Source organism: Raoultibacter phocaeensis, from assembly GCF_901411515.1.
GTDB classification, from domain to species: Bacteria; Actinomycetota; Coriobacteriia; order Coriobacteriales; family Eggerthellaceae; genus Raoultibacter; species Raoultibacter phocaeensis.
Window position 1 is genome coordinate 826,903 of the sequence record NZ_CABDUX010000001.1, and the last position, 22,813, is coordinate 849,715.

A 22,813-nucleotide genomic window follows, 5' to 3' on the forward strand; every position below is an offset into this window, starting at 1 on the left:
TGCGCCCCTATTCCATCGCCGTCATCGTTTTACGGGCTTCTTCGGCGGTGGTAGTGCCTTCGAGCACGAGCCGCTGCAATCCGTGCAGCATGCTTTTGTGCTTGCCCGTTGATTCGATGGCCTCTTGCAGTGCCGCACGCGTAGCTCCCCCCGTGATGCGCGATCGCAGGTCGCGGTCAAGTATGAGGATCTCGAACACGCCGGTGCGTCCGCGATACCCCGTGTTGAAGCACATGGGGCAGCCAGCGCCACGGTAGAAACGGGTTTCGGAATTGTAGACCATGCCGATCGCCTCGAATTCCTCGGGATCGGGTATGTAGGCCTCGCGGCAGTGGGGGCAGACGCAGCGAACGAGGCGTTGCGAGATGATGCCGCGCACGCCGCTCGCGATAAGATAGGGTTCCACGCCAATGTCGATGAGGCGATCGATCGTGGAAGCCGCGTCGTAGGTGTGCACCGTGGAAAGCACGAGATGGCCCGTGATGGCAGCCCGCGTGGCGATTTCGGCGGTTTCCCCATCGCGGATTTCGCCGACGGCAACGATGTCGGGATCCTGGCGCAAGACCGCCCGCAGCGCACCGGCAAAGGTCATGCCTACCTTCTCGTTGATCTGCACCTGGTTCACGCCGTCGATGTTGTACTCGACCGGATCTTCAAGCGTCACAAGATTGACCGCATCGGTGTTGAGCTCGCGGATCATCGTGTACATGGTGGAACTCTTGCCCGATCCGGTCGGCCCCACGATGAGGACCATCCCGTTGCTCGAGCTTATGAGCGTGCGGTACTTCACAAGATCATCGCCCGTAAGCCCGATGCCCTCGGCCTCGAGCAGCTTTTCGTCCTTGTCGAGCAAGCGGATGACCACCGTTTCGCCGTGGATCGTCGGTAACGTTGAAATACGCAGGTCGATGTCTTGCTTCTTGATGCGCACGTTTGCACGCCCGTCCTGCGGGATGCGGCGCTCCGAGGTATTCATGGTTCCCATGATTTTGAGGCGCGCGATCACGCTTTGCTGCAGCTCTTTGGGAACCGTAAGAATGGTGCGCATGATACCGTCGATGCGCATGCGCACATGCACGTCGGTCTCGCGCGGCTCGATGTGGATATCGCTTGCCCGTTCGGTGGCCGCCCGCTCGATGATGCTGTTTACGAGGCGCACCGTGGGAGCGCTCTGGGCATCGGCATCGTCGCCGAGCGTTGCCGAAGAAAACGTCGATTCTTCGTCGCCCTGCCTAACCTCGCGCTTCATCTCTTCGATGGCACGGGCAGCACCCTCGTTGCCGTATAGCGTCATGATGGCGCGCTGTAGGGCATCGTGTGTGGCAACCATGGGAACGACGCGCTTGCGGGAGGCGGTTTTCACCGCTTCGATTGCAAGGAAGTTCAGCGGGTCGCTCATCGCAAGGTATACTTCCTCGGGCGTGGATTTCACCGGCACGACGCTGTAGGTGCGCGCGACGTTTTTCGATACGACGCGGCTCATTTCGGGATTGATATCGTACTGGGACAGATCGATGAACTCGATGCCGAGCTGCATCTGCAGCGCCTCGATGAGCTCCGCTTCGGTAATAACCCCCTCGTCGATAAGTACTTCGCCCAGACGGCGGTTCGTGCCCTTTTGATGGGCAAGCGCACGCTCGAGTTGATCGTTGCTGATCAAACCCGCATCGATAAGCACGTCGCCCAGTCGTTTATAAGCCATGTTCGTTCCCTATCCGCGCTACTGACATGTCGGTAGCCGCTAAAACCCTGTTCTGTCCGTTTTGACGCACCTCGATGGTGAACGTCCATATGCCTTTGGCGCTTGCAGATTCATCTTCGCTGTAGGCTACGTTCGAAATCGACACCGTAAGTCCTGCGGTGCTGGAAGCCTGTATCGGGTCGAGCGCTGAGGCGACGAGCAGCGTTGTCGGCGATGCGTCCACTGCAAGGCTCGTCTGTGTCTCAGCGTCGGTCTGCGCGATGAGCGCAATGCCCTTTCCATTCTCGGCGTTGCCGATCTTCACCGGCGTCTTCGTCGTAGGGCTCACGTAAATGGGGTCGTCGCCAACCGTCTTGACCGACAAAGCGAACGCAAGCTCGTCGCCCACCTCCTGCACGGCCCGCGTGAGAAGCTCGTTCGCGCGGGTGGATTCGTTCGCCGTGCGGTACGCCTGCATGGCAGCGCTCAGCCCAGCCCCGATGACCACGATAAGCAATCCGAGGAACAAAATGCCGATAAGCTGCTCGGCGAGCGCGAAGCCGTGCGTGTCGCGAAGCTTTGCACGCACGGGGCCTGTTTGTTGCGACGCGCATGCATCCGTAGAATACGGTTGCGCGCTGAACGCAGTCTGCGAAGAGAGAAAGCGACTCATGACACATCACCGTTCTCGACTCCAAAATTGGGTTCGTAGCGGGTAAGGCCATCCTGCGAATACACGTACACCTTATACGTATTGGTTCCCAGAGCGCCCCCATCTACGGTGACCAATCCCGTGGGAAACTCAGGTTCAGGCTGTGTCGCAAGCGCCGTCTGAGCAGCAAACAGAGTGTTCATCCGAGCTTCGTTTTTTGCGGTGATGTTGGCTGCCGCAGCAAGCATCGTTGCCATGAGCACAACTGCGATTACGGTAATCATAAGGGCGGAAAGCACTTCGATGAATGTATCGCCCGAATTGGACGAAAGCTTCGCCCGTATGCAGGTATGCATCTGCGAAGCGCACCTGCGCAGAGCGATAACCGAGGTCCTTTGCGGGAGCTTGCGCTTGACGCTCATACTGCATCACCCCCGGTCGGGGGATTTTGCTCGGTGGCGGAAGAGGCTTTGGCAACGGTATACGAATCCCACGAGACCGCAAGCAGCTTTCCCGTCCGATCGAATTCCGGAATCGCTTGAAGGCTCACCAGCATCGAATAGCCGCTGGCAGCCTCGGCATCGGGATCGAGCGAAAGCGTCACGGTGATGTTCAGGTCGCGGTCGAACTCGATCGTGGCATGCACCTCGTCTAAAGAATCGGCTGAAACGGTCAGCGTCTCGGGCACAGTGTACGGCTTGACCTGCGCACTCTGGGTCGTCCGCATATCCCAAATATCATTTCCGTACTCCTGCCATATTCCTGCAATGGTGCCGAACGCATCTTGATAGCTTCCGCTTTCGGAAAAGATCGGCTTGCCCTCGCCATCGTAGGCCCACGTTGCCTTTGTTCCCGCGAGCATGCTTCCCAGCAAATCGGCCGCACTGGTAACGGTGTATTCAGCCTGCTGCGCCTCTTGGTACGTGGAGGTCGCCTTCGAGTTCACCGATGCGGCGGTGAGCACGATGCTGCCGACAATCGCGCAGATCAAGAAGAATACAAGCGCAAGGATGATCGACGAGCCGGAGGTGTCGATCAGTTTCGAGCCGCATTGCAAAGCGCGGCGCGGCGATGCGGCGGATGCGGATATACGCATACGTTGCTGCTTCATAAGGGCGCACCTCCCCCTTGCGCCTGATCGGAGGCTGCCGGCGCTTCGGCCGGCGAATCGTCGGACGCTGCTGGGGGCTCGCCCTGCTGACCGGAATCGGGGTCCGTCGGCGATTCGGTGCCAGAATCGCCCTCAGGCTCAGGTCCGCCTTCCGAGCCGGGATCACGCTCTGCGGCGGAGCCTTCTTCGGGGGCGGGCGTAAACTCGGGGTCAACCGTTTGCCCGAGGTCACCCGCTTGCCCGAGATCGGCGATTTGCTCTGCTTCGACTGACGCGGGATCAGCCGGCTCGGGCTTCATTCCGGCCGCCTCGGCAACCTCATGCTTCCCGTCCCCCGCTTCGAGCGAGATGGTCTCGAAGGTGTCTGACTCTCCCAACGCGACTTCGCTCGTTCCTGCCAGCCCTCCGAAGTACAAGCCGCGCTTCCACGTAGCATCGTATTGTTCGGCGGCAACGCGCAGCGTAACATCGTGAGCCTTTACTTGCGTGCACGTACTTGTTTCGCCCGTAATTTCGCCGACAAGACCGCCGATGTACACGACTCCCTTGTCCTGATTCTGCCTGACTTCCTCGGTTATGTGCGTCGTTCCCACCGTAACGTTTTCGACGGTGCACTCGTTGATCGCTGTCGAGATGGCCTGTCCGCCGAGACCTCCAATGCGGGGGCTCCCGTTCCAAACTCCCTCGGAATTCCTTGATGCCACAAAGGTGATCGACTCGACCCTGCAGGAGCTGACCGTGCAGTTTTCAGCGCCGCCGAACAGCACGCCCCAGCCCCGCACCTGGCCCGACAAAAGAACCAGGTTTATCGTCGGTACGCTCTCTTCGCTCCCCACGATCGAGCAGTTCTGCACATCGCAATACTCCATCGTGCCGATCAGTATGCCCACATGGGCATAGGGACTGTTCGTGCTCCATCGGTATACGCCGCCTGCGTCTTCCCCGAAATCAGAACCGCTGATCTCGATTGCGATGTTTTTGATTTCGGCTCTCTCTGATTTTGTGCCTTCGATCTTAGGGAACATGCCGCTGCCGCGCGATACGCTTGTATTCGACGAATCACCCACGTAGTAGCTCACATCCAGGCAGCGCTGCACGTTCTTGACCGTGCACCCCGCCTCGCTGCCGCCATCGTAGGACCCCGTGAACACGTTGTCGAACTTGATGGTTTTCGCATCCGCCATATCAAGGGTATGCGTTTGCTCGAAAGCATGCCCGGCATACGCCGCCTGCACCTTGTCGTTCAGGGGAAGCGCCCCGGGGAACTGCGTAGCATAACGCACCTTCCAGGGGGACTCGTTTTCGCCCCAGGCGCCGACATCTGTCGAATTCGTTGCAACCGCACAGGCGAAGTTGACGTTGATGACGTAGGAGTATTTCTTGTCGGCATCACCGGTAAGGAAGAACGAGGCCTGGAGATTGCCCACCCTGTTCTTGTTCCCCCGTGCGGTCACCTGGTAGGCCTTGTACCGCCCGCCGCCGATAGTCACGTCGATCGGGGTTTTCGCAATCGAAACGTCGCTGCCCGTTGCTTTGGGAGCAACGCCGGTATCACTGGCTGCGGGAACAAGGACGTAGTATCCCCAGCTCTGAATTGCCGTACTGTTGTCGAGCAACTTTTCAAGTCTACTTTGACCAGGTGTTAAATACCCGGAATACCCCATCACCTGCTCATTGACAGCACTGCCCGCTTTATCGGGCCCCGGCTGTGCGCCGAATTCCAGATACATCATGCCGATGCCGACATCTCGATACTGGGCGTACAACGAGGTACCAACGTACGCGAGGTTCTCTTCGTATGTTCCGAGCACCTCGTCTGCGTAAAGGGAAAGCTCGAAGGCTTCGGGGCGCGTCTCTTCGGTCGTCCAACGGTCGAACACCTTTGCGATGTTCCCCGATCCGTCCTCGATTGCATTGCCGTAAGGAATCGTAGCAACGTTCCTATCGTCTTGAAGCGAGAAGGGAACGTACTGCGGAGTGGTACCGAGAGCGGCGTAAGAGCCGTCGACGCCGGTCTGGCCGTAGAACGTGAGCAATCGGTAGAACAAATCGTCCCGATCGTATTTGAACTCGAAATCGGCAACGATGCTCTGGCCATCCTTCGTCGCATGGAGATAGTATCCCTTTTGAGGGCTGCTATCTCCATGGTTATCTACCATGGCCTGGGGATACACGCGGTTCTCGGATCGCGAGAAGTACCAGAGCGCCGCGTTGGTGGATTCGTAGTTCGGATCGGTGAGGCTGTTCGCCGTGAGCCCGTCGCTGAAGCCGTAAGCAGGCGTTATTCCGTAGTAAATGCGTATATCCCTATGGTCTGTCGGGAATGGCTTATCGTCGTAGGTGTACTGTCCCGATCGAGTTTGACGGGCAATCGTCCACATGGACACCGACGAAGCGCACCCGAACTCGTTTTCGAAAGCCGCACGAAACGCGCTACCGTGGTTGATGCCGCGGGCACCGGTCGTTCGGTTGGTGGTCATGCCTGCGATGATGTCGTCGAGCAAACCGCCTGGCATCGTATTTTTTTCGTACGAGCCTCCGTACACGCTCTCTTTCCCGGTGAAAAACAGGCGCGTCTCATCGACGTTTGGAGCCGTGCGCAGATAGATCGAGATGACTTCGCCGTCGATATTCAATTCCTTTGCAGCCTCGGCCAGTTCTTCCGTATCCACGATGAGCTGCAGTATGCCGTTCGTATTTTCGCCTTCGACGATGCCGTCGGTTTCTCCTTGCACCGAAACGCCGATGCAGCCTTTCAACGTTGTGCCCGATCCGACCCAGCGCCATGCGTTGTCGGTCAAATAGCCGATCCGCTCTTTCGTGCTCTTGTCCGGATCAGCCCCCACCCCGAGCCAAATTTCCTGAACCTGGTACCAATGGACCTTTCTTGTCGTCAAGCTCGTATAAAAACCGACGGCTGCCTCGATGTTCACTCGATCTTGCACCGCTTGCCCGACTTCGATCTGCCCCCCAACGTAGCGTTGCCAGGCAGATTCCGCATTCTCTTCGATCAGCTTGCCGTTGGTCGATTGTATCGCGTGCGACTCCCGGAAGGTTTCCAAATGGTTATCGCCGACAAACGACCCCCCCCCGGATAGCCTGAGCTTCACTTCGGGTGCCGAGTACGTCCCCTTGATGTGTGTCCCGCCCGCCTTATTCTCTTCGGTTGCAGGATCCGTCACCAACACGCGCACGGTCGTGACGGTTTTGGGCCACTCCATATACGCGGTCGATTCCGCCGGGGTATAGGGCACCTCGTGAGTAGCGACGCGAGCCGTCACCTTGATGGGTTTGCCGGAATCGAAGCCTTGGCCGAGCTCCCGCAGCGCTTCCGACGACGTTGTTGTGAACATATCGAGATCGAACACGTACACATCGGCACCCGCGCTGAACTGATCGCGCTCCTGAACTTCGTAGAGCTTCGTATCGTTGGTATTGTCGAAAACGGTAAGGCCTCCCTCGCCGTTACTGTCTTTCTCGAAGCTCGTACCTGCTGCATACGTCATCATCCCGCCGCTGGCCTGCAAGCCCGCCAAAGCGAGGGTCTTGGACGTGCCGTCCTGTCCCTCGATGAGTACCTCAAGATAGGTATTCCATTCAGAATGCTTCGAGAGATTCGGATCCTGGATGCAGAGCCGACCTTGGTCATTCACCCAAATGTTTGGGTTGGCGAGCGCAACCGCGTTGGTCGCTCCGGCAGGCGTTCCGCCGAAGTATCCGATCAAAGGATCGTTGCCCATGCGGCTTTGCTGCGTGCGCTTTGTCGCTGATTCGATTTGGTAGTATTCTTGCGCCTTGGGCTCACCCGTGGGCGTCTGGAAGAACCCCGTTTTCCCGTCGGTGTAGAACACGCCGAAAATCGATGCCGTCGAAGCGCTGTACTCGATGATGTAATCGCCATCGCGCACCGTGTCGTCGATCGAACCTGAGGGAAGGATGCCGAGATCGCGCGCTTGAGCGGCGGTGAGGTAGTACAGATCGTTCGGCTCGGGATGAGCGTCGGTAACCTGGCTGGGAACGCCGGTTGCCTTCGCTTCGTTTTTTGTCAGTTCGGAATGCTCGTCGAGCAGCGCCACCCAAGTGCCGGACACCTTCATGGCCGTCATTTGGTGTTGAGCGGCTATCGCGATATCGCTTGCGGCGGCGTCCAGTTCGACCATCCGCATGTTTTTCTGTATGGAGAAAATCGAGGGTACCGCGAGCGCAAAGAGCACGACCATAATCGCTATGGCAAGCAGAAGCTCAGCGAGCGTGAAGCCACGTATGTCGTGTGCGCGATCTACCATGTCCCACGGTCAACTCCATCTTGAAAAACGAGGGAGCACCCAGTATAACCGATATGGTTGATCATATATTAGTAGCAGTGTAACTATTCATGCATTTGCACAAGTTGTTCAACGAATGATTGAATCGCAAAGTGATCTGGGATTCCTTTGCTTTCTGCACGCGAAGGCACGCTCGAAGCACCCACACGTGCACCCTATGGATTACGGACAACGGCACTCATTCGGAGTGAGCGGAACGGCTCCTGTCAGAAGCGGGATGGGTTGAGATTTGAGATGTGTCGCGTTGCTGCTTAGGAGCGCGTGCGTTCGAGCGCCGCCGTCACATCTTCGTGCGCTTTTGCGACCGACGGCATGAGGGGACGCGCAGCATCGATATCGCCTGCACGAAGGGCTTCGGTCAGCGGCTCGAGCAGTTCAAAGTACGATGCGAACGAGAGATTGCCGACAACGCCTTTGAGGGTATGGGCTACGCGGAAGCCCTCTTCGGCATCGCCCGCTTCGATTGCTTGGACCAACAATTCGTAATGATCGTCGTCGAGATAGCGGAAAATGAACTTTTCGAACATGGCTGCGTTACCGCCAAAGCGTTCCACGCCGCCGCGATAATCGACGCCATGCGCGATCAGATCGTCGATCTGCGTTTCGTCCAGCATACGATAGTCTCGCTTCCTGCTTGTCTTTTGTCCGACTGAGCCATCCTCGTGCACGGTGCGAGCACGGGCATGGCACACCGCCACCGCCTCGCTACGATACACGGGCATGGAAGTTTCAGTATAAGGCCGCGCTGGTGCACTGCTGCACGAAGCCCCTGTTTGTCAAGTATTTGTCACTCGACGGTTGCATGGGTGTTATGCGTAAGCGGTAAGTGGCTGCCCGAGGCTTTGCACCGAGGAGGCGGGAGCTTGCACGCGGAAGGGGCCTGTTCTGGCCAATTGTCTCGGCCGTCCCACAAAAAGGGCCGCGAAAGGTTTAATGGGCTGCTCATGGCATTGCCCCCAGATTCGTATGGCCAGTTCAGGAGGATGCAGCGCTTTCGGTCGCTGCGGTTGTGGCAGGAGAACGTGGGACGGCCGAGACAATTGGCCAGAAACGCCGCTCCGCCGTCAAACCGGGATCGGCATGCGCCCGTTCGGAGCACCGTGCGCCGGACGGCCGCCAAGTGCCATGCCGGATCGTGTCAACATCGGCTTAAAAGCGGCAGAACCCCTCACGACGGCGGAGTCCCTCACAGAGGTGGACCACATGGCGGCGGGGCCCCAAAAAGCCCAAAAATCGCCGCTGTGAAGGACTTCGTAATGCATTACCGATGTACGCGAATTCCCTGAAAACGATAACCCCTGTTCACCGGCCTGTTGGTTTTTCGGTGCATGCGGCAGGCTCTTGCTAGTGCGTCCCGTCGGTGCTTTAAGGCCCGCCGAACGCTTCACGGCGGCGATTTTTGGGCTTCTAGCGGCCTTCCGCCGCCAAATCACTATCGGCGTACGCGCCTCTACCCCACAACCCGGCCGAAGGCCATGCGCTCGAACTCGGCGGGCGGGAGGGCTGGGGCGACCGCGAATCCCTGGGCGAGATCGCAACCCATTGCGGCAAGCTGGTCGAGCTGCTCCTTTGACTCCACGCCCTCGCAGACGACCTGCATGCCGAGGCGCTTGGCCATGGCGACGACCGACTCGACCACGGCCGAGGCGCGGGGGGAGCCGTCTGGCTGCGGCGCGGCGGGCGGCTTGCGCGGGTCTGCTGCGGGTGCGGGAGCGGCAGGCTGGGCGGGTTGCGCCGAGCACGGGCCAGGCGGCGCCCCCGGACCTGCAGTAAATTCGGGGGTAGAGGCAAGTGTGGCGACTGGTTCAGGGGCGGCGGCGCGCAGGAATTCGCGGTCGAGCTTCAGGGTGTCGGCGCGGACGTCTTTGAGCATGCCGAGGGACGAGTAACCGCTGCCGAAGTCGTCGATGGAGCAGCGATAGCCCGCCGCGCGAATGCGGTCGACCAGGGCGGGCACGGCGTCCATGTTCTTCGCCACCAGGGTTTCGGTCAGCTCCAGGTCGAGCATGCACGCGGACACGGCGTAGCGCTTCCGCACCTCGTCGAACTGCGCGAGGAAATCCGGGTCGTCCAAGTGCACGCGCGAGAGGTTGACCGAGATCGGCAGCGGGCCCACTCCCGCGTCGGTCCACTTTTGCACGTAAGAACACGCCTGCTCGAACACGAACAGGTCGATTCGGGCGACGAAACCGTTCTTCTCGAAGAAGGGGATGAAATCGTCGGGCATGACGAGGCCCCGTTCGGGATCGATCCAGCGCACGAGCGCCTCTGCCCCCGCTATCTGGCGCGTGCGCACGTCGAGCTTCGGCTGGAGAAATACCGCGAGCTCGCCGCTTTCGATGAGGTCGCCCATCCTGTTCTCGAGATCCTTCTCGCGCTGGAGCCTGCAGCGGTCGGCGTCGGAGTAGAAGCCGCACGCGTACAGGGCGCGGGAATCAGATTCCGTGGCGTTGCGCCGAGCCACGTTGGAGCGGTCGCGCATCTGCACGAGCGAAAGCGACGGATCGTCGATCACGTACACCCCGGCCGACACGACGAGGTAGTATGTGCGCTCGGCGCGCTCGTTGAACCGGTTCAGTTCTTCGGACAGCATCTTCATGCGGCAGGCGATTTCTTCGCGGGGTATCGTTTTCACGAGCAGGACGAAGTGATCGGCGAACGTGCGGCAGAGCAGATCGCCCTCGTCCATCACGTGCAGGATGGCGCGGTGCATGTGCCGCAGCGTCGCATCGCCGCGCTCGCTTCCGAACGCGTCGTTTACCAGCTTGAACCCGGCCAGGTTCACGGTCACGAGCATGTAGTCGCCCGGCGAGGCGGCACGGATTAGCGCGAGCGCCTCGGCTTCGAAACGGGCGGGTGAGTAGCCGCCCGTAACCGGATCGACGTAGGCCAGGTCGTACAGGCGCTTGTTCCTCTTCCGATACGCCTGGTAGACGACCAATGCAGCACCGAGGGAAAGCGCAAGAACCGCAGCAGCGAACGCACCGCCCATCGTCAGGACAGGCGCCTGCGCGCATGGATGAGCGCGTCGAAGTCGCGGAACTGCCGCAGGAGGATCTTCGCCCGCGAGTAGCATTCACGGCCGAACGGCGTCGGGCTCGTACCCTCCTTGCCGCGCACGAGCAGGCGCGCGCCGATCTCACGTTCGAGGTCGGCGACCGCCTGGGACAGGCCCTGCACCGTGATGTCCTTCTCTTCGGCGGCGGCCGTGAAGCTGCCGCATTCCACCGCTGCGACGAAGTACTCGATCTGCCTGATCGTCACCGGGCTCCGTTTTCCCTGGCCCGTTTCGAGAATCACCGAGGTGCTCATCGGCGCACCGTCCTTTTGCGCGCGCGGTTTCGGCCGACGGCCGTCCGGCGGGTCGCGCCGATTCCGGGCCGTCCGCCGCTGCCGACAGATACGCGACGGTCGCTGGGCCCGCTGCCGCCCGAACCGCTTCCGCGCCGCCCGCCTCCCGGGCTGTCACCCGGGCCGTCGGGCTCGCCCTTCCGTGAGAGCCGCCATGCTGCGGCGAGCATGAGCGCGGCCAGCAGCAAGATGAGCCCGACGAGCGAGAAGGCATCGCCGTCGCCCGTGGTCGCGAGCCGCTTCGCCATGGCGTCGGCGGGATCGGCCGGCTTGGGCGAGGCGACGGCACCGAACGTCACCTCGATCTCGTGATCGGTCTGGACGTTGGAGAACGCGTAGCTATCGGGCGCGGGGGAAAGCTGCTCGCCGTCGACCGCCACGCTCTCGACACGGTACCCCGCGTCGGGGTAGAAGTAGAACGAAGCGCCCGAACCCCGCTCGACGGTCGCGCTCTCGGGCGAAACGGTGCCGTTGCCGCCGTTCACCCGAGCGGTTATCATGCAGGACGCCGCCTGGCCGTCGGCCTCGAACGTGGCTACCACCTCGGCATCCGCCGTCACGTTGGAAAGCTCGTACGTGCCGATGGAGACGGGCTCGCCCGACCGCGCCGATCCGGTGTTTTGGATGGAGCCCGAAACGTCCTCGCCGTTCACCGCAAGCGAACTCAGATGGAAGCCCTCGTCGGCCTTCACCGTATACTCCACCGAACCGCTCAGCGGAACGAACGTCGTACCCGCAGGCGAGATCATGCCGCCTTCGCCCTCGGTCGACGCGCTGACCTCGCAGAAATCGACCGGGTGCGGGGTATGCTCGTCCTCTCCGAGCTTCCTGAACTCCACTTCCACCACAAGGTCCTTCGTCACGTTGTCGAGCGTGAACCAGTAACCCCCTGCCGAGGTGGCCGTGCGCGCGAACAGCGATCCGTCGGTGATGGGGTACGTGGGAATCTCTGCGCCCTCGCAGGTAACGCGCACGAGATCGTAGCCCTCGTCGGGGTAGACATAGAAGGTGTGCGACAGGCCGCTCATGCCCTTGATGGCATCGGGCGTGACCGTGCCGCCGCCCCCCGAAACCGCGTTCGTCTTCACGCGCACGTTGATATCCACGAGCGGAACCGTCGGATCGGGCTCGGTCGCCTTCCTGAACGACACCTCGACCCGCGTATCGGCGCGCACGTCGGAAAGCAGGTAGCTCGAACCGCCCATCTGCAGGGCCTTGCCGTCAACGGTCACGAAATCGGTGATCCAGCCTTCGTCCGGAACGATCTCGATGAGGAGCGAATCGCCATCTTTGACCGTCGTCTCGCCGGACGGCGAAACGGTGCCGCCGCCGGCAGCCCCTACCCCGACCGTAACCGTATGGGCGTCGCGGTCGTCGGGATCGACGATGCCGCCCTCGGATTTCTCGAACACGGCTTTGATGGTATGGTCGTCATCGACGTCGTCGAAGCGGTAGACCGACGGGGCGTTTGCGGCGGCACGCGTGTCGTTGTCGTAGCAGACCGTACCATCGACAACGAGGTTCGCCAGCTCAAAGCCCTCGTCGGGGGCGAGCGAGAACGTGCACGTGGAGCCCTTCTCGACCTGAACCTCGCCGCATGGCGAGATCGCGCCGCCGCCCTCGCACGCTGCCGTGATGATATGCTTCTCCGCCTCATCCTTCTCGAATGAGACCTCGAGTTTGTGGTCGCGCACGACGCTCTCGAACGTGAATGCGGAGCCTTCGACCCGATCGGTCACATCGATGCCGTCGACAGTGACTGCCTTGATCCGGTTGCCCGCGTCGGGCGCGAAGGCAAACGTCTGGTCGAGGCCGTTGGGCACGCGCACCTCGCCTTCGGGCGAGACGGTGCCGCCGACGCCTGCCGATGCGTCGATCGTGCGCGCAGGGACAGGCGGCGTCATGCCGGGCTTGTACGTGACGGTGACGGTCGTATTCTCGGCGATCGCACCCAGTTTGAACAGGGAGTTCGCAGGCCGCACCGGCACGCCGTTCACCGTGACCGCATCGACCGTGTAGCCCTCGTCGGCTGCGAACTCGACGGTCGCATCGGTGCCGACCGCGAGCACGGCGGAATCCAGCGCCGAAGCTTCCCCGCCGTTCAGCTTGATGCGGCCGTGGCCGTTGAGCACCTGCGCCGATACGAGCACGGTTTCTTCTTGGGCGTCGACGGGCTTGAACGCGGCCCGGATCGCATGGTCGGCGCGCACGTCGGAAAGCGTGTAGAAGTTCGCGCCCAAAAGCTCGATGCGGTTTCCGGCCTCGTCCCCGTCGAGGTACACGGCGTCCACGGCGAAGCCCTTGTCGGGCAGCAGGAAGTACGTCTGATCGCTGCCAGCGGGGAGCCGGCTCGTGCCCACCGGGGTGATCTGGCCGCCCGCGCCCGCCGAGGCCTCGACCGCGAACACGTCCTTTCCGCTGTCGTAGACGACCGCGAACGCGCCGCCGAAGGTTTCGGTCGCGAACACGGCGAAGCGGTTGCCGTGCTCGTCTGTTTCGACGGCGGCCTCGTAGGTGCGCATGGCGCCCGCCGCATCGATGCCGATGACCGAAACCGTGCCCGCATCCGAAGGCACGGCGTCGCCGAGCGGGATCGACACGTCGAGGGAACCGAGGAACAGTGGCAGGTTCGACACGTCGTAGCGGCCCAGATCGAGCTGCCACACGCCCTCGACCGCCTTACCGCAAGCCGCCTGCTGCAGAAGACTGTAGGTAATGGTTTCCTTATCGTAGGCGCTCACCGAAAGGAACCCGAGGTTCCATATCCATTTCCCGTGCACGATCACACCGCTCGGCGAGTCGATGAGCGTCTGCTCGCTGTAGTTGTCGCTCGTGACGACGGTTATCGTCTCTTCGGCTTTGTCGCCTGCGGCGTCGGTCACGGATACGGTGAACTCGTAGATGCGCTCGTCGACGAGCTCGGCGTTGTACGGATCTTCGTTCAGCGGAAGCGAGATGGCCCCGTCGGCGCTCTCACCCGCGAAAAAGCTCTCGTTCGCCGCCACTTCTTCGCCATGTACGCCGTAGGCGACGTAGGACCAAGAAAACGCGTAGGGTGCTGTGCCCTCGGCTTTTGCGCGCAGATCGTAGCCCTCGGAGGCGATCGTGTGCTTCGTCGACCCGAAATCGGGGGTTTTGGATACGATCACGAGCGGCGAGAAGGTGATCACCTCGACGGACGTGGATACCTGGTTCGTGGCGGGATCGACAGTGGCGGTTTCGCTCGACACGCCCACCGCAGCGGATTTGGAAGCGGAGCCTTGGCCGGGCACGCCCGTCGATGCGGAGCCTTGGCCGGGCACTCCAACCGCGACGGATGCGGGGCCTTGGCCGGGTGCGCCCGCCTGCGCGAACGCGAATCCCCGGCCGGGCGCTCCCGTCAACGCGGAGGCGGCCCCGACGGGAGCGCACGATATGAGCAGGCACACGCACAACAGCGCAGCCAATCTCTTGTGAAAGCGTCTTCCCATACCGTTGTTGTTCTTCGCCATGCTAATTCGCCACCAAAATCGTGAGTTTCGCGCCTGCCCGCCCGACGAGATCCTCGGTTTCGGGATCGTGGGCCGAGAACAGCGCCGTGCATTCGTATTCGCCGGGATCGAGATCCTGATCGAGCTTCGCCTTCTGGATGTGGTGATTCGGCTCGATCATGCCTGAGCGGAACACGAGCTCCCCCGTATCGTCGCGGGTTATGTCCACCTGCATGAGGTAGCGGTTGCCCGGAACGTTCTCGATGCGCAGCTCGCCTTCGGAGAGCCCGTCGGCGAACTCCACCTTCGAGGTGATGGAGATGTTGAACATGCCCTCCTCCACCACGCGATCGAGCTCGGCCTGTATCTCTTCCTGCGTCTTGTTCTCCAGCTGGCCGAACTCTGCGTTCGGATCGCGCAGGGAACCGCCCGTGCACGATCGGACGAGGAGAAGGAGCGCGACGATGACGAGCACGACGGCCACGCCGATGAGCACCCTGCGGCGGATGTTCGCGCGGCGGGCTTCTTCGGTTTGTTGCCCGTCGGGCGCACCGTCTTTTGGCTGCTCGCCGTATGCGGTGCCGTTCGGCTCGTTCATGGTTCGCTCCTCCTCTCGGTTCGTTCAGTCGATGCGGCCGGCCTGCGGGGGAAGCGGGCCGGCCGTCATGCGTATGCCGCGCGGTTAGGCGGTCGGGGCGTCCGGATCCGGGGTCGGGTCCGGGTCGGGAGTCGGATCGGGGGTCGGATCGGGAACTACGGGGGTGCTGGGCTCGGTCGTGTCGAGTGCCACCGTGTAGGTGATGGTGAACGCCTTCGTCGCGGTGCTGAGCGCCTTGTTGAGCTGCGAGTTCGTTGCAGCGACCGTGAAGGCGAGTTCGCCGTTCACGTCTTCCGCACCGTCGACGCCCGCCGTTTTGGCGACGATCTTCCAATCGAGGTCGGTCGCGGTCTCCGTCACGGTCCATGCCGTGCCGGTCCCGGGCGTGAGCTTCATGTTCATATCGCCGTAGGTCTCGGTGCTCGTGCTGGCCGTAGTGAGCGCGGTGTCCTTCAGGGCCCATCCGCTTTCAACCTTAGTCTCGGCCTTCGTCACCTTGACGGGGAGCGCCGACTTGTTGACCATCTTGTACACGCCCGCGGTCGGAACCGTCGTGGTGCCGCCGACGGTGGGCGCGGCGACGGTCATGGTGAGGGGCAGGGCAACGTCGATCTGCGCCGCGAACGTTTCCACGAGCACTTCGGTCTTCGCAGGAGCCTCGGCCTTGCCGTCGGGCACTTCGAGCGGACTGGTGTTCATAGTGCCCACGCCCGCTGCTGCGAACGCCGCGGGCGCGGTTCCGAGCACGAGTGCGGCCGAGAGGGCGGTCGCCAGGGCTATGTTCTTCTTTTTCATGGGTACCTCCTATTGTCGTATTCCTTCTGGTTTCTCCCCCGTAGCGCCGGCCGCCGGGTTCAGCTGCCGCGGCCACGGGCTTCGTGCTCCGGCATCGGCATCACCCCTTCACGATCAGCGTTACTTTTGCAGCAGCCTTGCCAACTTCTTCATGCGAGTCCTGGTCGAGGGCCGTGAACAGCGCCGTGGCCGGGTAGTTACCCTCGTCGAGGTCTTGGATGAGCTCGATGGTCTCGAGGTAGCTGTCGGGCTTGATGGCCTTGGACTCATATACCGTCTCGCCCGTATCGTCGAGGGTGATGGCAACCTGCATGAGGTAGCGGTTGCCCGGCACGTTCTCGATGTAGGCGGTTCCGGGCGATGCGCCGTCGTCGAACTCGATGGCGCTTGCGATGGAGATGTTGAACATGCCCTCCTCCACTACGCGGTCGAGCTCGGCCTGGATCTCCTCCTGCGTCTTGTACGGGGCCTGGCCCGTCTTCGCGTTCGGGTCGAAGATGTCCCCGCCGGCGAAGAAGAGCGCCGCCCCACCTGCGATCAGGAGCAGAAGCAGCAGCACGAGCACGATGAGGATGCGCTTCTTGCGCTTCTTGTTCGCCTCGCCCGCATCGCCCTCTGCAGCGAGCTGCGCGCCTTCGAGCCCTTCCGAGCCTGCCTGATCCTGTACGTCCGTATCTGCCATGGTTCGCCTGTCTCCCTTTCCCGTTACTTGCCCTGCCATGCGCCCGCACCCTCGATGGTGAAGACGATTCCCGCGAAGTTCTGCGGCCCGTCCTGCGGCTTCCATTCGACGCCCTCGGGGATGGTCAGGCCGAACTCCACGTCGAGCGTCGAGGGGTTCGTCTGCGTCCCCTTGGCCAGCACGAAATCGGGAGCCGCGCCCGCCGCAAGCGACGCCTCGCCGCCGAGCTTGAGCGCGAGATCGTTGCCCTTGCCGTCGCTCATTGTGAGCTCGACGTCGGCCGAGCCCTGCGGGAACACCTTCTCGGCGTCTGCTGCCGCCGTGCACGCCGCCGCAGCCACGCGCACGTCGCCCGAGCTGCGCGACGAGAACGCGCCCTTGGCCGCGCTCACCTCGCCCGTGTAGGCCTCGATGCCGATGCACGGCTTGATGGGGGCCGTCACGTCGATGACGAGGAGCTCCTGCCACTGCGCGTACAGGGTGACCGTCTTGTTCTTCTCGCTGGTGACGTTGTTGGCCTCGGCCTGGTCGGCGAACGCGTCGCCCGAGCCGTCGGCCTTCGTGTTCCAGCCCGTGAACGCGAAGCGCCTGCCGTCCGCCGTGCACACAAACGCGTTCTTCGGCAGGTTCTTGGCCGTGTCGTAGACCATGTCGACGTCGGCCATGCTGCCCGACAGCGTGCTGCCCTCGGGCTTGTTCGCGTCGAAGTGGAGCTTGTAGGGGTTGGCGGTCCATCGGATGAGAAGCCATACCGCATCCTTCGGCTCACCCGGATTGCCCGTACCGAAGTTCGCTTTCTTCACCACTTCGCCGGGTTGGTGAACCGAGGTGCTGCCGTCGGCATGGTTACAGGTCCAGCCCGTTGCCGTGTAGCCCGTTTTCCAACATTCCGTCGTCGGCGGGAACTGGGGGATGGTGACATCTCGATCGTATTCGGCCTCCATGGTGTCGCGCCAAGCGGCCGATGTCGGATAATTGCCGTCCATAGTGATAGTGTATTTGTTATGCTGCCAATGCACGTACAGGTAGATGATGCCTCCGCGTGTGTCGGCCTCGGGCTGTTCGGCTAACACATCAACAACCTTCATGGAAGCACTTGCAGCGGTCGTAGTGCCTTGGCAGTTCGGTCGCGTGTTCCATCCGCTGAACCAGTATCCCGTGCGGAAATAAGGATTATTGGGCATCGTTATGGTTCCATCGTAGGTCACGGTGAGTTCTTGGGGGTCGGTTCCCGTCGTCGCATCGGTACCATTGCGGTTGAACCTCACTTTGTACTGCTTTGGGACCCACTTGGCATAGAGCGAAACGGTTACGTTGTCCTGCAGTGTAAGATTCGCATACGCCTTTCCCGCTTCGTAGGTAGCGCCCTTGCCGTCCGCCTGCGTGTTCCAGCCACCGAATGTATAGCCTTCTCGAGCAAGGTTACCAACCCCCGGCATGGTCACGTTGACTGAAGTGGTAGTGCTGATAGAGCTGGGCGCGTTTCCCGAACCCCCATTTGCACCGAAGGAGATCCTGTAGTTGTTCAAGCGCCACTGCGCGTAGAGCGTCACGCGGGCTCCATCGGTAGCGGTAAGGTTTCTTTTCTTCGCACCTGGCTGATAGATCGTGCCGCCGTTGCGCTCGGTACCCCAGCCAGTGAACGTCTTGCCGGGAAGATTGAGCGAGCCTTTGTCAGAGAACGTGAGGTCCTGGTCGTACTTGACCGTCTGTTGCGCTGGGCGCGAACCTGCTCCGTAATTCTCGTCATAGTACACGTAATAGGTGATCGGCTCCCATACGGGATAGAACGAGACCTTTCCTGTTGTCTCGCCCTCGTTGTTTTCCGCAAGCACGCTAATTACGTTGGCGGAAGCCCCTACGCTGTAGGTGGTGCCCTTGCCGTCATAGCGCGTATTCCAGCCAACGAATTTGTAGCCCGTTTTCGTGAACCGGTTCTGCGGCACGGTCACCTTCCCGCCGTAATAGCACGTCGGACTATCGGCAATCGGGTAATCGCCCGAAACGCCTTCGGGGCCTGTTATGCTGTACTTGGAGAAACCGACCGTGTATGTTCTACCCTTCCATTGGGCGTAGAGCGTAATGGTTGCCTTGTCGCTTGCGGAGAGCTTCGAGACCACCTGGCCTGCTTTATACGAGGTGCCCGATCCGTTTTGTTGCGTGTTCCAGCCGTTGAATACGTAGCCGAATTTCCCCCATGCGCAGCTCGATAGGGTGACGTTTGCATCGTAGTTAATATTGGTATGGCTAGCTGGCCCTGAGCCAGAGTCGGAGCCGTTGCCGTTGTATACGATGTTGTACTTTACGATCGACCACTGCGCATAGAGCGGAACCGTAGCATCTGGCCCCGGATCAAGGTTTAGCGATTGATTTGAGCTGTACGATGTACCGCTACCGTTTTCTGCCGTATTCCACTGAGTGGACGTATACCCTTGGCGCGAGAATCCGCAGGTCGAAACATTGGGCACCAATACCGATTGCCCATAGGTAACCGTTTGAACGTAAGGACTTGGGCCACTGCCGCCATTTGCGTTGTACACGATCTTGTACGTATAACCTTCGACTTTGATCGTGAAAGAAGTCTCAGCTACATTGTTTATCGTCACTCCGCGATACGTGCAATTGAGGGTAAACTTGACTGTGGTTGTTCCGACATTGACCGGCAGATAACCGTACACTTTTGAGGAACCTACTCCACTTCCGTCGTCTATACCAGGCCCAACGTATTTTGCAACCTTCCCATCTGGCGCTGTTCTAGGAATGCTCGCCTGAACCGAGCCAAAACCCAACGTAGAGAAGTTGGTCGTCGCAGTCACATCTTTAGGATCAGAAGACACTCTATAGGTAAGCTTCAATTCGGAAACGCTTGCAGACACAGTTATGGGCTTAGCCTTGCTGGTGCCTACCTTCGTCGCCCATCCGGCAACAGCGCTCTTCGGGCTGTACACCGTGGGCAGAACGCCCCCGAATGGCGAGTTCCCTCCTGATGGAGCGGCGGATCCGAGGCTGAGCACGTCTGTAAGCTTTGTGCAGCCCCTAAATACGTTGTCTTCCACCTTCGTAACGTTTGGACCGAGAATGACCTTCGAGATGTTCGTGCAGCCGTTGAACGCGTACGAGCCGATCGTCGTAAGCTTGATCGGCGCTTCGAAGGCCGTAAGGGATGTGCAGTTGCTGAACGTCGAACCGCCGATGGTTGTCACGTTTTCGGCACCGTTCACCGTCGCAAGGCTCGTGCAGTCCGAAAACGCTGCGTTGCCGAGGATGGTCACCTTGTCTGAGATGTCGATGGACGGCAAAGCAGAGCATCCGTAGAATGCAGAATTGCCGATTGACGAAATTTTGTCCATGCCAACAACGGACTTGAGCTTGACGCAGCCGTAGAATACCTCGTCTTTCAGCTCGGTGACGCCAGACGAAATATTCGCCGTTGTGAGCGATGCGCAGTCTTTGAAAGCCCATGCGCCTACGCTCGCCGTACCGTAGGGCAAGTTAAGCTCTTTGATGGCCGTTCGCTCGAACGCCGCGTCGCCGATCGTTAGGCCGTCTGCCACAGAAAGCTTGCCGTTAGCCCGGCTGATGGTCAAAGTTCCGCCGAGGCTGGCGCAGCCTTTGAACGCATTGTTGCCTATGCTTTGCAACGAGCCTTCCATGGTGAAGCCCGAATTACCCGTAAAGCCGTTCCACGAAAGGCTTGTGCACCCTTGGAAGGTTCCCACTTCGATTCGATGGATCTGATACGGAAGCGTTACGTGGCTTACCTTCGTACAATTCGCGAAAGCATAGGGCCCGATGTAGGTGAGCGTGTCCGGAAGGTTCTTGACGCTACCCATGTTCGAACAGCCCTCGAACGCTCGGGGGCCGATGTACTCGAGATCCGTCGCGAGCTTGACGCGGTTCCACTGCATGCCGGTGCAGCCTTGGAAGGTTCCCTCTTCGATGCGTTTGACGGAGGGGATTCTTAAGAATCTCGTGTTCGCATCGTCAACGTCTTTGGCCAGATTCGTGCAGCCGGCGAACGCGTAGGAACCGATGCTCGTAACGGTTTCGGGTATGGTGACGGCACGCATGTACGTCGAATTCCTGAACGCGCTCGGGCCGACGGATGTCAGCGTGGTCGGCATTTTGAAGTACGTCCAGCTGAGTTTGGGCGTATCCCGGAAGCAGCTGTCGGGGATGGACGGCACGGAGGTTGCGGAGAAGTCAAAGCGCTCGAGAACCGTGCAGCCCTTGAACGCCTGCGCCCCCATACTCTTGATGGTGCTCGGGAGCTTCACGCGCCGAAGGCCCGTGTTGCCCGCGAAACCTCGGGCCGTCACGGCCGAAACCGTGTAGCTCTTGCCGCCGTACGACACCGATGAGGGGAACGTAACGAGAGACGTACTGTTGGGCACGCTCGCGCTCGCCTGCCCGATCGACACGGTGCCGTCGGCGAGCATGGTGTAGGTGTAGTTGCCGCTCACGAACGTGTCGCCCGTTGCGCGGGGGGCGACCTCCGCCGTCGCGAGGGGCTCGGCCGAAAGCGCGGCGGTCGAGCGCAGGATGGCGTAGTCGGGGACCACCGGCTCGGCCGGCTCCTCGGTTCCGGGTTCGGGTTCGGTGCCTTCCGCGGGCTCTTCGCCTTCCGGGGTCTCGCCCGGCTCGCCTTCCGCAGGTGCGTCGCCTTCGTTGCCCTCGGTCCCGTCGTCAGCGGGAGCTTCGGGATCGCCCTCGGTCCCGTCGTCCGCGGGTTTATCGCCCTCGGTGCCTTCCCCACCTTCTGCGGGGGGCTCTTCGGCGGATGCTTCCACCACCTCGACGGTGCGGGATGCGCGGGCGAGCGTTATGCCGTCGAGCTCGAGCGACACGGCCACCTCGGTGGCGCCCGCCTTCCTGCCCTCGACGGTGCCGTCGGCGTCGACCGAGAGGGGCTTGGCCGCGTAGGCGAACGACGCCTCCACGCCTTCCGGCGCTTCGAGGGTCCCGCCGTCGAACAGGTCCGCGGTCTCGCCGACTTCGACGGTCAAGGGCTCGGCTGGAAGGGCCACGCCGTAGGGCAGCACGTGGTTGCCGCTTGCCACGACGCCGGGGTTCCACGCGTAGCCTTCCGCTTCAGTAGCCGGGCAGTAGAGGGAAACGCCGCTACATCCCTCGACGGCGCTCGGGGCCGCATCGACCTCGGAGAGCGCGACGATGCGCGCAAGCGACGCGCAGTCCGCGAAGGCGCGCTCGCCCGCGGCCTCGACCGACGCGGGAAGCACGACGTCTTCGAGGGCCGTTCCCTCGAACGCCGAGGCGCCGACGGTGCGCAGGCCCTCTTCGAGCGAAGCCGCCGCGAGGTTCCCGCATCCTGCGAACGCGGATTCGCCGATGGCCGTTACGGAGGCAGGCACGGCCACCGACGCTATCCCCGTTCCCGCGAAGCCGCGCGGGGCGATCTCGGAGACGCGGTAGGTCACGCCGTCGACCGTTCCCGTCGAGGGGACGGCGAGCTCGCTTTCCGGCTCGCCCTCGCCCTGCCAGAAAACCGACAGCGTGTAGTCATTGAGCAGCGTGTAGGCGAAGCCCGCTTCGTCGGGCTCCGGCGGGGCGGCCGGTTCGCCTTCGCCGTCGGGGGAGGGGGTCGGTGCGGCAGGCTCTTTGAAGCTCGCGAAGCCCGCTTCCTCCCATACGGCTTTGCGCTCGGCGCGGGCCTCTTCGCCGGGAAGCACCACAGTGGCTTCCGCCTTCGTCTCGTCGGCAAACGCGGCGGAGTCGATGGAATCCACGTGCCCCGGAGCGACGATGGTCGAAAGCGACGTCGCGTCTGCGAAGGCCGCCTCGGCGATCATAGTGGTTTCGGGGGTGATGACCGCAGATTCGCGTCCCGCTGCGGGCGCGTACAGAAGCTCGGCGAGGTCGCGGGTGTAGAGCATGCCGTCGCGCGCCGCGAGCGCCTGGTTGCCCTCGCCCACCGAGACGGCCGCGAGCTCGGCGGTTCCCGAGAACACGGAGGCGTCGGCGGAAGTTGTCTCATCCGGGAGGTACGCGACACCCTTTTTTGCCGCGGGGACGAAGAGGAGCTCGGCGAGGCCCCGGTCGAAGAGCATGCCGTCGAAGCTCGCGTAGGTTTCGCTCTTCTCGTCGACGAAGACGGATTCGAGGCCCGCGAGCGCCTCGAGCGATTCGA

Annotated in this window: 13 protein-coding genes; all 13 read right to left on the reverse strand. The window is 61.6% G+C overall.

The genetic code is table 11. The features are described from left to right. Positions 1-7: 7 nt before the first annotated feature. The 13 genes from FJE54_RS03340 to FJE54_RS03400 all read right to left on the reverse strand — a co-directional run bounded on the left by FJE54_RS03340 (position 8) and on the right by FJE54_RS03400 (position 22,733). A complete protein-coding gene (locus tag FJE54_RS03340; protein ID WP_139651332.1) occupies positions 8-1,702 on the reverse strand; it encodes a GspE/PulE family protein in 1,695 nt (564 codons plus the stop codon). After that, positions 1,692-2,354, reverse strand: coding sequence for a hypothetical protein (locus FJE54_RS03345; RefSeq protein WP_139651333.1), 663 nt, complete (start codon positions 2,352-2,354; stop codon positions 1,692-1,694). Before FJE54_RS03345 ends, FJE54_RS03340 begins: the two co-directional genes overlap by 11 nt. Further along, positions 2,351-2,755 (reverse strand): hypothetical protein, encoded by a 405-nt coding sequence (locus FJE54_RS03350; protein ID WP_139651334.1) that lies wholly within the window; start codon positions 2,753-2,755, stop codon positions 2,351-2,353. Before FJE54_RS03350 ends, FJE54_RS03345 begins: the two co-directional genes overlap by 4 nt. After that, positions 2,752-3,444 (reverse strand): hypothetical protein, encoded by a 693-nt coding sequence (locus FJE54_RS03355; RefSeq protein WP_139651335.1) that lies wholly within the window; start codon positions 3,442-3,444, stop codon positions 2,752-2,754. Before FJE54_RS03355 ends, FJE54_RS03350 begins: the two co-directional genes overlap by 4 nt. Further along, positions 3,441-7,730: a prepilin-type N-terminal cleavage/methylation domain-containing protein gene (locus FJE54_RS03360; protein WP_139651336.1), complete on the reverse strand. Its 4,290-nt coding sequence runs from the start codon at positions 7,728-7,730 to the stop codon at positions 3,441-3,443. Before FJE54_RS03360 ends, FJE54_RS03355 begins: the two co-directional genes overlap by 4 nt. A gap of 290 nt (positions 7,731-8,020) precedes the next feature. Continuing rightward, the gene (locus FJE54_RS03365) at positions 8,021-8,383 is read right to left on the reverse strand and encodes an Hpt domain-containing protein (RefSeq protein WP_180326534.1); all 363 of its coding nucleotides are present in this window, start codon (positions 8,381-8,383) and stop codon (positions 8,021-8,023) included. Between the two features lie 836 nt (positions 8,384-9,219). Beyond that, positions 9,220-10,761 (reverse strand): putative bifunctional diguanylate cyclase/phosphodiesterase, encoded by a 1,542-nt coding sequence (locus FJE54_RS03370; RefSeq protein WP_180326535.1) that lies wholly within the window; start codon positions 10,759-10,761, stop codon positions 9,220-9,222. Between the two features lie 2 nt (positions 10,762-10,763). Next, the gene (locus FJE54_RS03375) at positions 10,764-11,081 is read right to left on the reverse strand and encodes a LysR family transcriptional regulator (RefSeq protein ID WP_139651339.1); all 318 of its coding nucleotides are present in this window, start codon (positions 11,079-11,081) and stop codon (positions 10,764-10,766) included. After that, entirely contained in the window at positions 11,078-14,611 is a 3,534-nt protein-coding gene (locus FJE54_RS15950; RefSeq protein WP_180326536.1) for an InlB B-repeat-containing protein, read from the reverse strand. The genes FJE54_RS03375 and FJE54_RS15950 overlap by 4 nt, the downstream gene beginning before the upstream one ends. Before the next feature lies 1 nt (position 14,612). Further along, positions 14,613-15,188 carry a hypothetical protein gene (locus tag FJE54_RS03385; RefSeq protein ID WP_139651340.1) on the reverse strand — a complete coding sequence of 192 codons (576 nt, stop codon included), beginning with the start codon at positions 15,186-15,188 and terminating at the stop codon, positions 14,613-14,615. An 84-nt stretch (positions 15,189-15,272) separates the two neighbouring features. After that, entirely contained in the window at positions 15,273-15,983 is a 711-nt protein-coding gene (locus FJE54_RS03390; protein WP_139651341.1) for a hypothetical protein, read from the reverse strand. 100 nt (positions 15,984-16,083) lie between these two features. Continuing rightward, the gene (locus FJE54_RS03395) at positions 16,084-16,665 is read right to left on the reverse strand and encodes a flagellar protein FliS (protein WP_139651342.1); all 582 of its coding nucleotides are present in this window, start codon (positions 16,663-16,665) and stop codon (positions 16,084-16,086) included. Positions 16,666-16,688: 23 nt separating this feature from the next. After that, positions 16,689-22,733 carry a leucine-rich repeat protein gene (locus FJE54_RS03400; protein WP_139651343.1) on the reverse strand — a complete coding sequence of 2,015 codons (6,045 nt, stop codon included), beginning with the start codon at positions 22,731-22,733 and terminating at the stop codon, positions 16,689-16,691. Between the last annotated feature and the right edge of the window lie 80 nt (positions 22,734-22,813).

What these genes read in the sequence shown, in the direction of transcription:
- FJE54_RS03340 (WP_139651332.1), bottom strand. Translation starts at nt 1,702, where the DNA reads ATGGCTTATAAACGACTGGGCGACGTGCTTATCGATGCGGGTTTGATC.
- FJE54_RS03345 (WP_139651333.1), bottom strand. Translation starts at nt 2,354, where the DNA reads ATGAGTCGCTTTCTCTCTTCGCAGACTGCGTTCAGCGCGCAACCGTAT.
- FJE54_RS03350 (WP_139651334.1), bottom strand. Translation starts at nt 2,755, where the DNA reads ATGAGCGTCAAGCGCAAGCTCCCGCAAAGGACCTCGGTTATCGCTCTG.
- FJE54_RS03355 (WP_139651335.1), bottom strand. Translation starts at nt 3,444, where the DNA reads ATGAAGCAGCAACGTATGCGTATATCCGCATCCGCCGCATCGCCGCGC.
- FJE54_RS03360 (WP_139651336.1), bottom strand. Translation starts at nt 7,730, where the DNA reads ATGGTAGATCGCGCACACGACATACGTGGCTTCACGCTCGCTGAGCTT.
- FJE54_RS03365 (WP_180326534.1), bottom strand. Translation starts at nt 8,383, where the DNA reads ATGCTGGACGAAACGCAGATCGACGATCTGATCGCGCATGGCGTCGAT.
- FJE54_RS03370 (WP_180326535.1), bottom strand. Translation starts at nt 10,761, where the DNA reads ATGGGCGGTGCGTTCGCTGCTGCGGTTCTTGCGCTTTCCCTCGGTGCT.
- FJE54_RS03375 (WP_139651339.1), bottom strand. Translation starts at nt 11,081, where the DNA reads ATGAGCACCTCGGTGATTCTCGAAACGGGCCAGGGAAAACGGAGCCCG.
- FJE54_RS15950 (WP_180326536.1), bottom strand. Translation starts at nt 14,611, where the DNA reads ATGGCGAAGAACAACAACGGTATGGGAAGACGCTTTCACAAGAGATTG.
- FJE54_RS03385 (WP_139651340.1), bottom strand. Translation starts at nt 15,188, where the DNA reads ATGAACGAGCCGAACGGCACCGCATACGGCGAGCAGCCAAAAGACGGT.
- FJE54_RS03390 (WP_139651341.1), bottom strand. Translation starts at nt 15,983, where the DNA reads ATGAAAAAGAAGAACATAGCCCTGGCGACCGCCCTCTCGGCCGCACTC.
- FJE54_RS03395 (WP_139651342.1), bottom strand. Translation starts at nt 16,665, where the DNA reads ATGGCAGATACGGACGTACAGGATCAGGCAGGCTCGGAAGGGCTCGAA.
- FJE54_RS03400 (WP_139651343.1), bottom strand. Translation starts at nt 22,733, where the DNA reads ATGCTCTTCGACCGGGGCCTCGCCGAGCTCCTCTTCGTCCCCGCGGCA.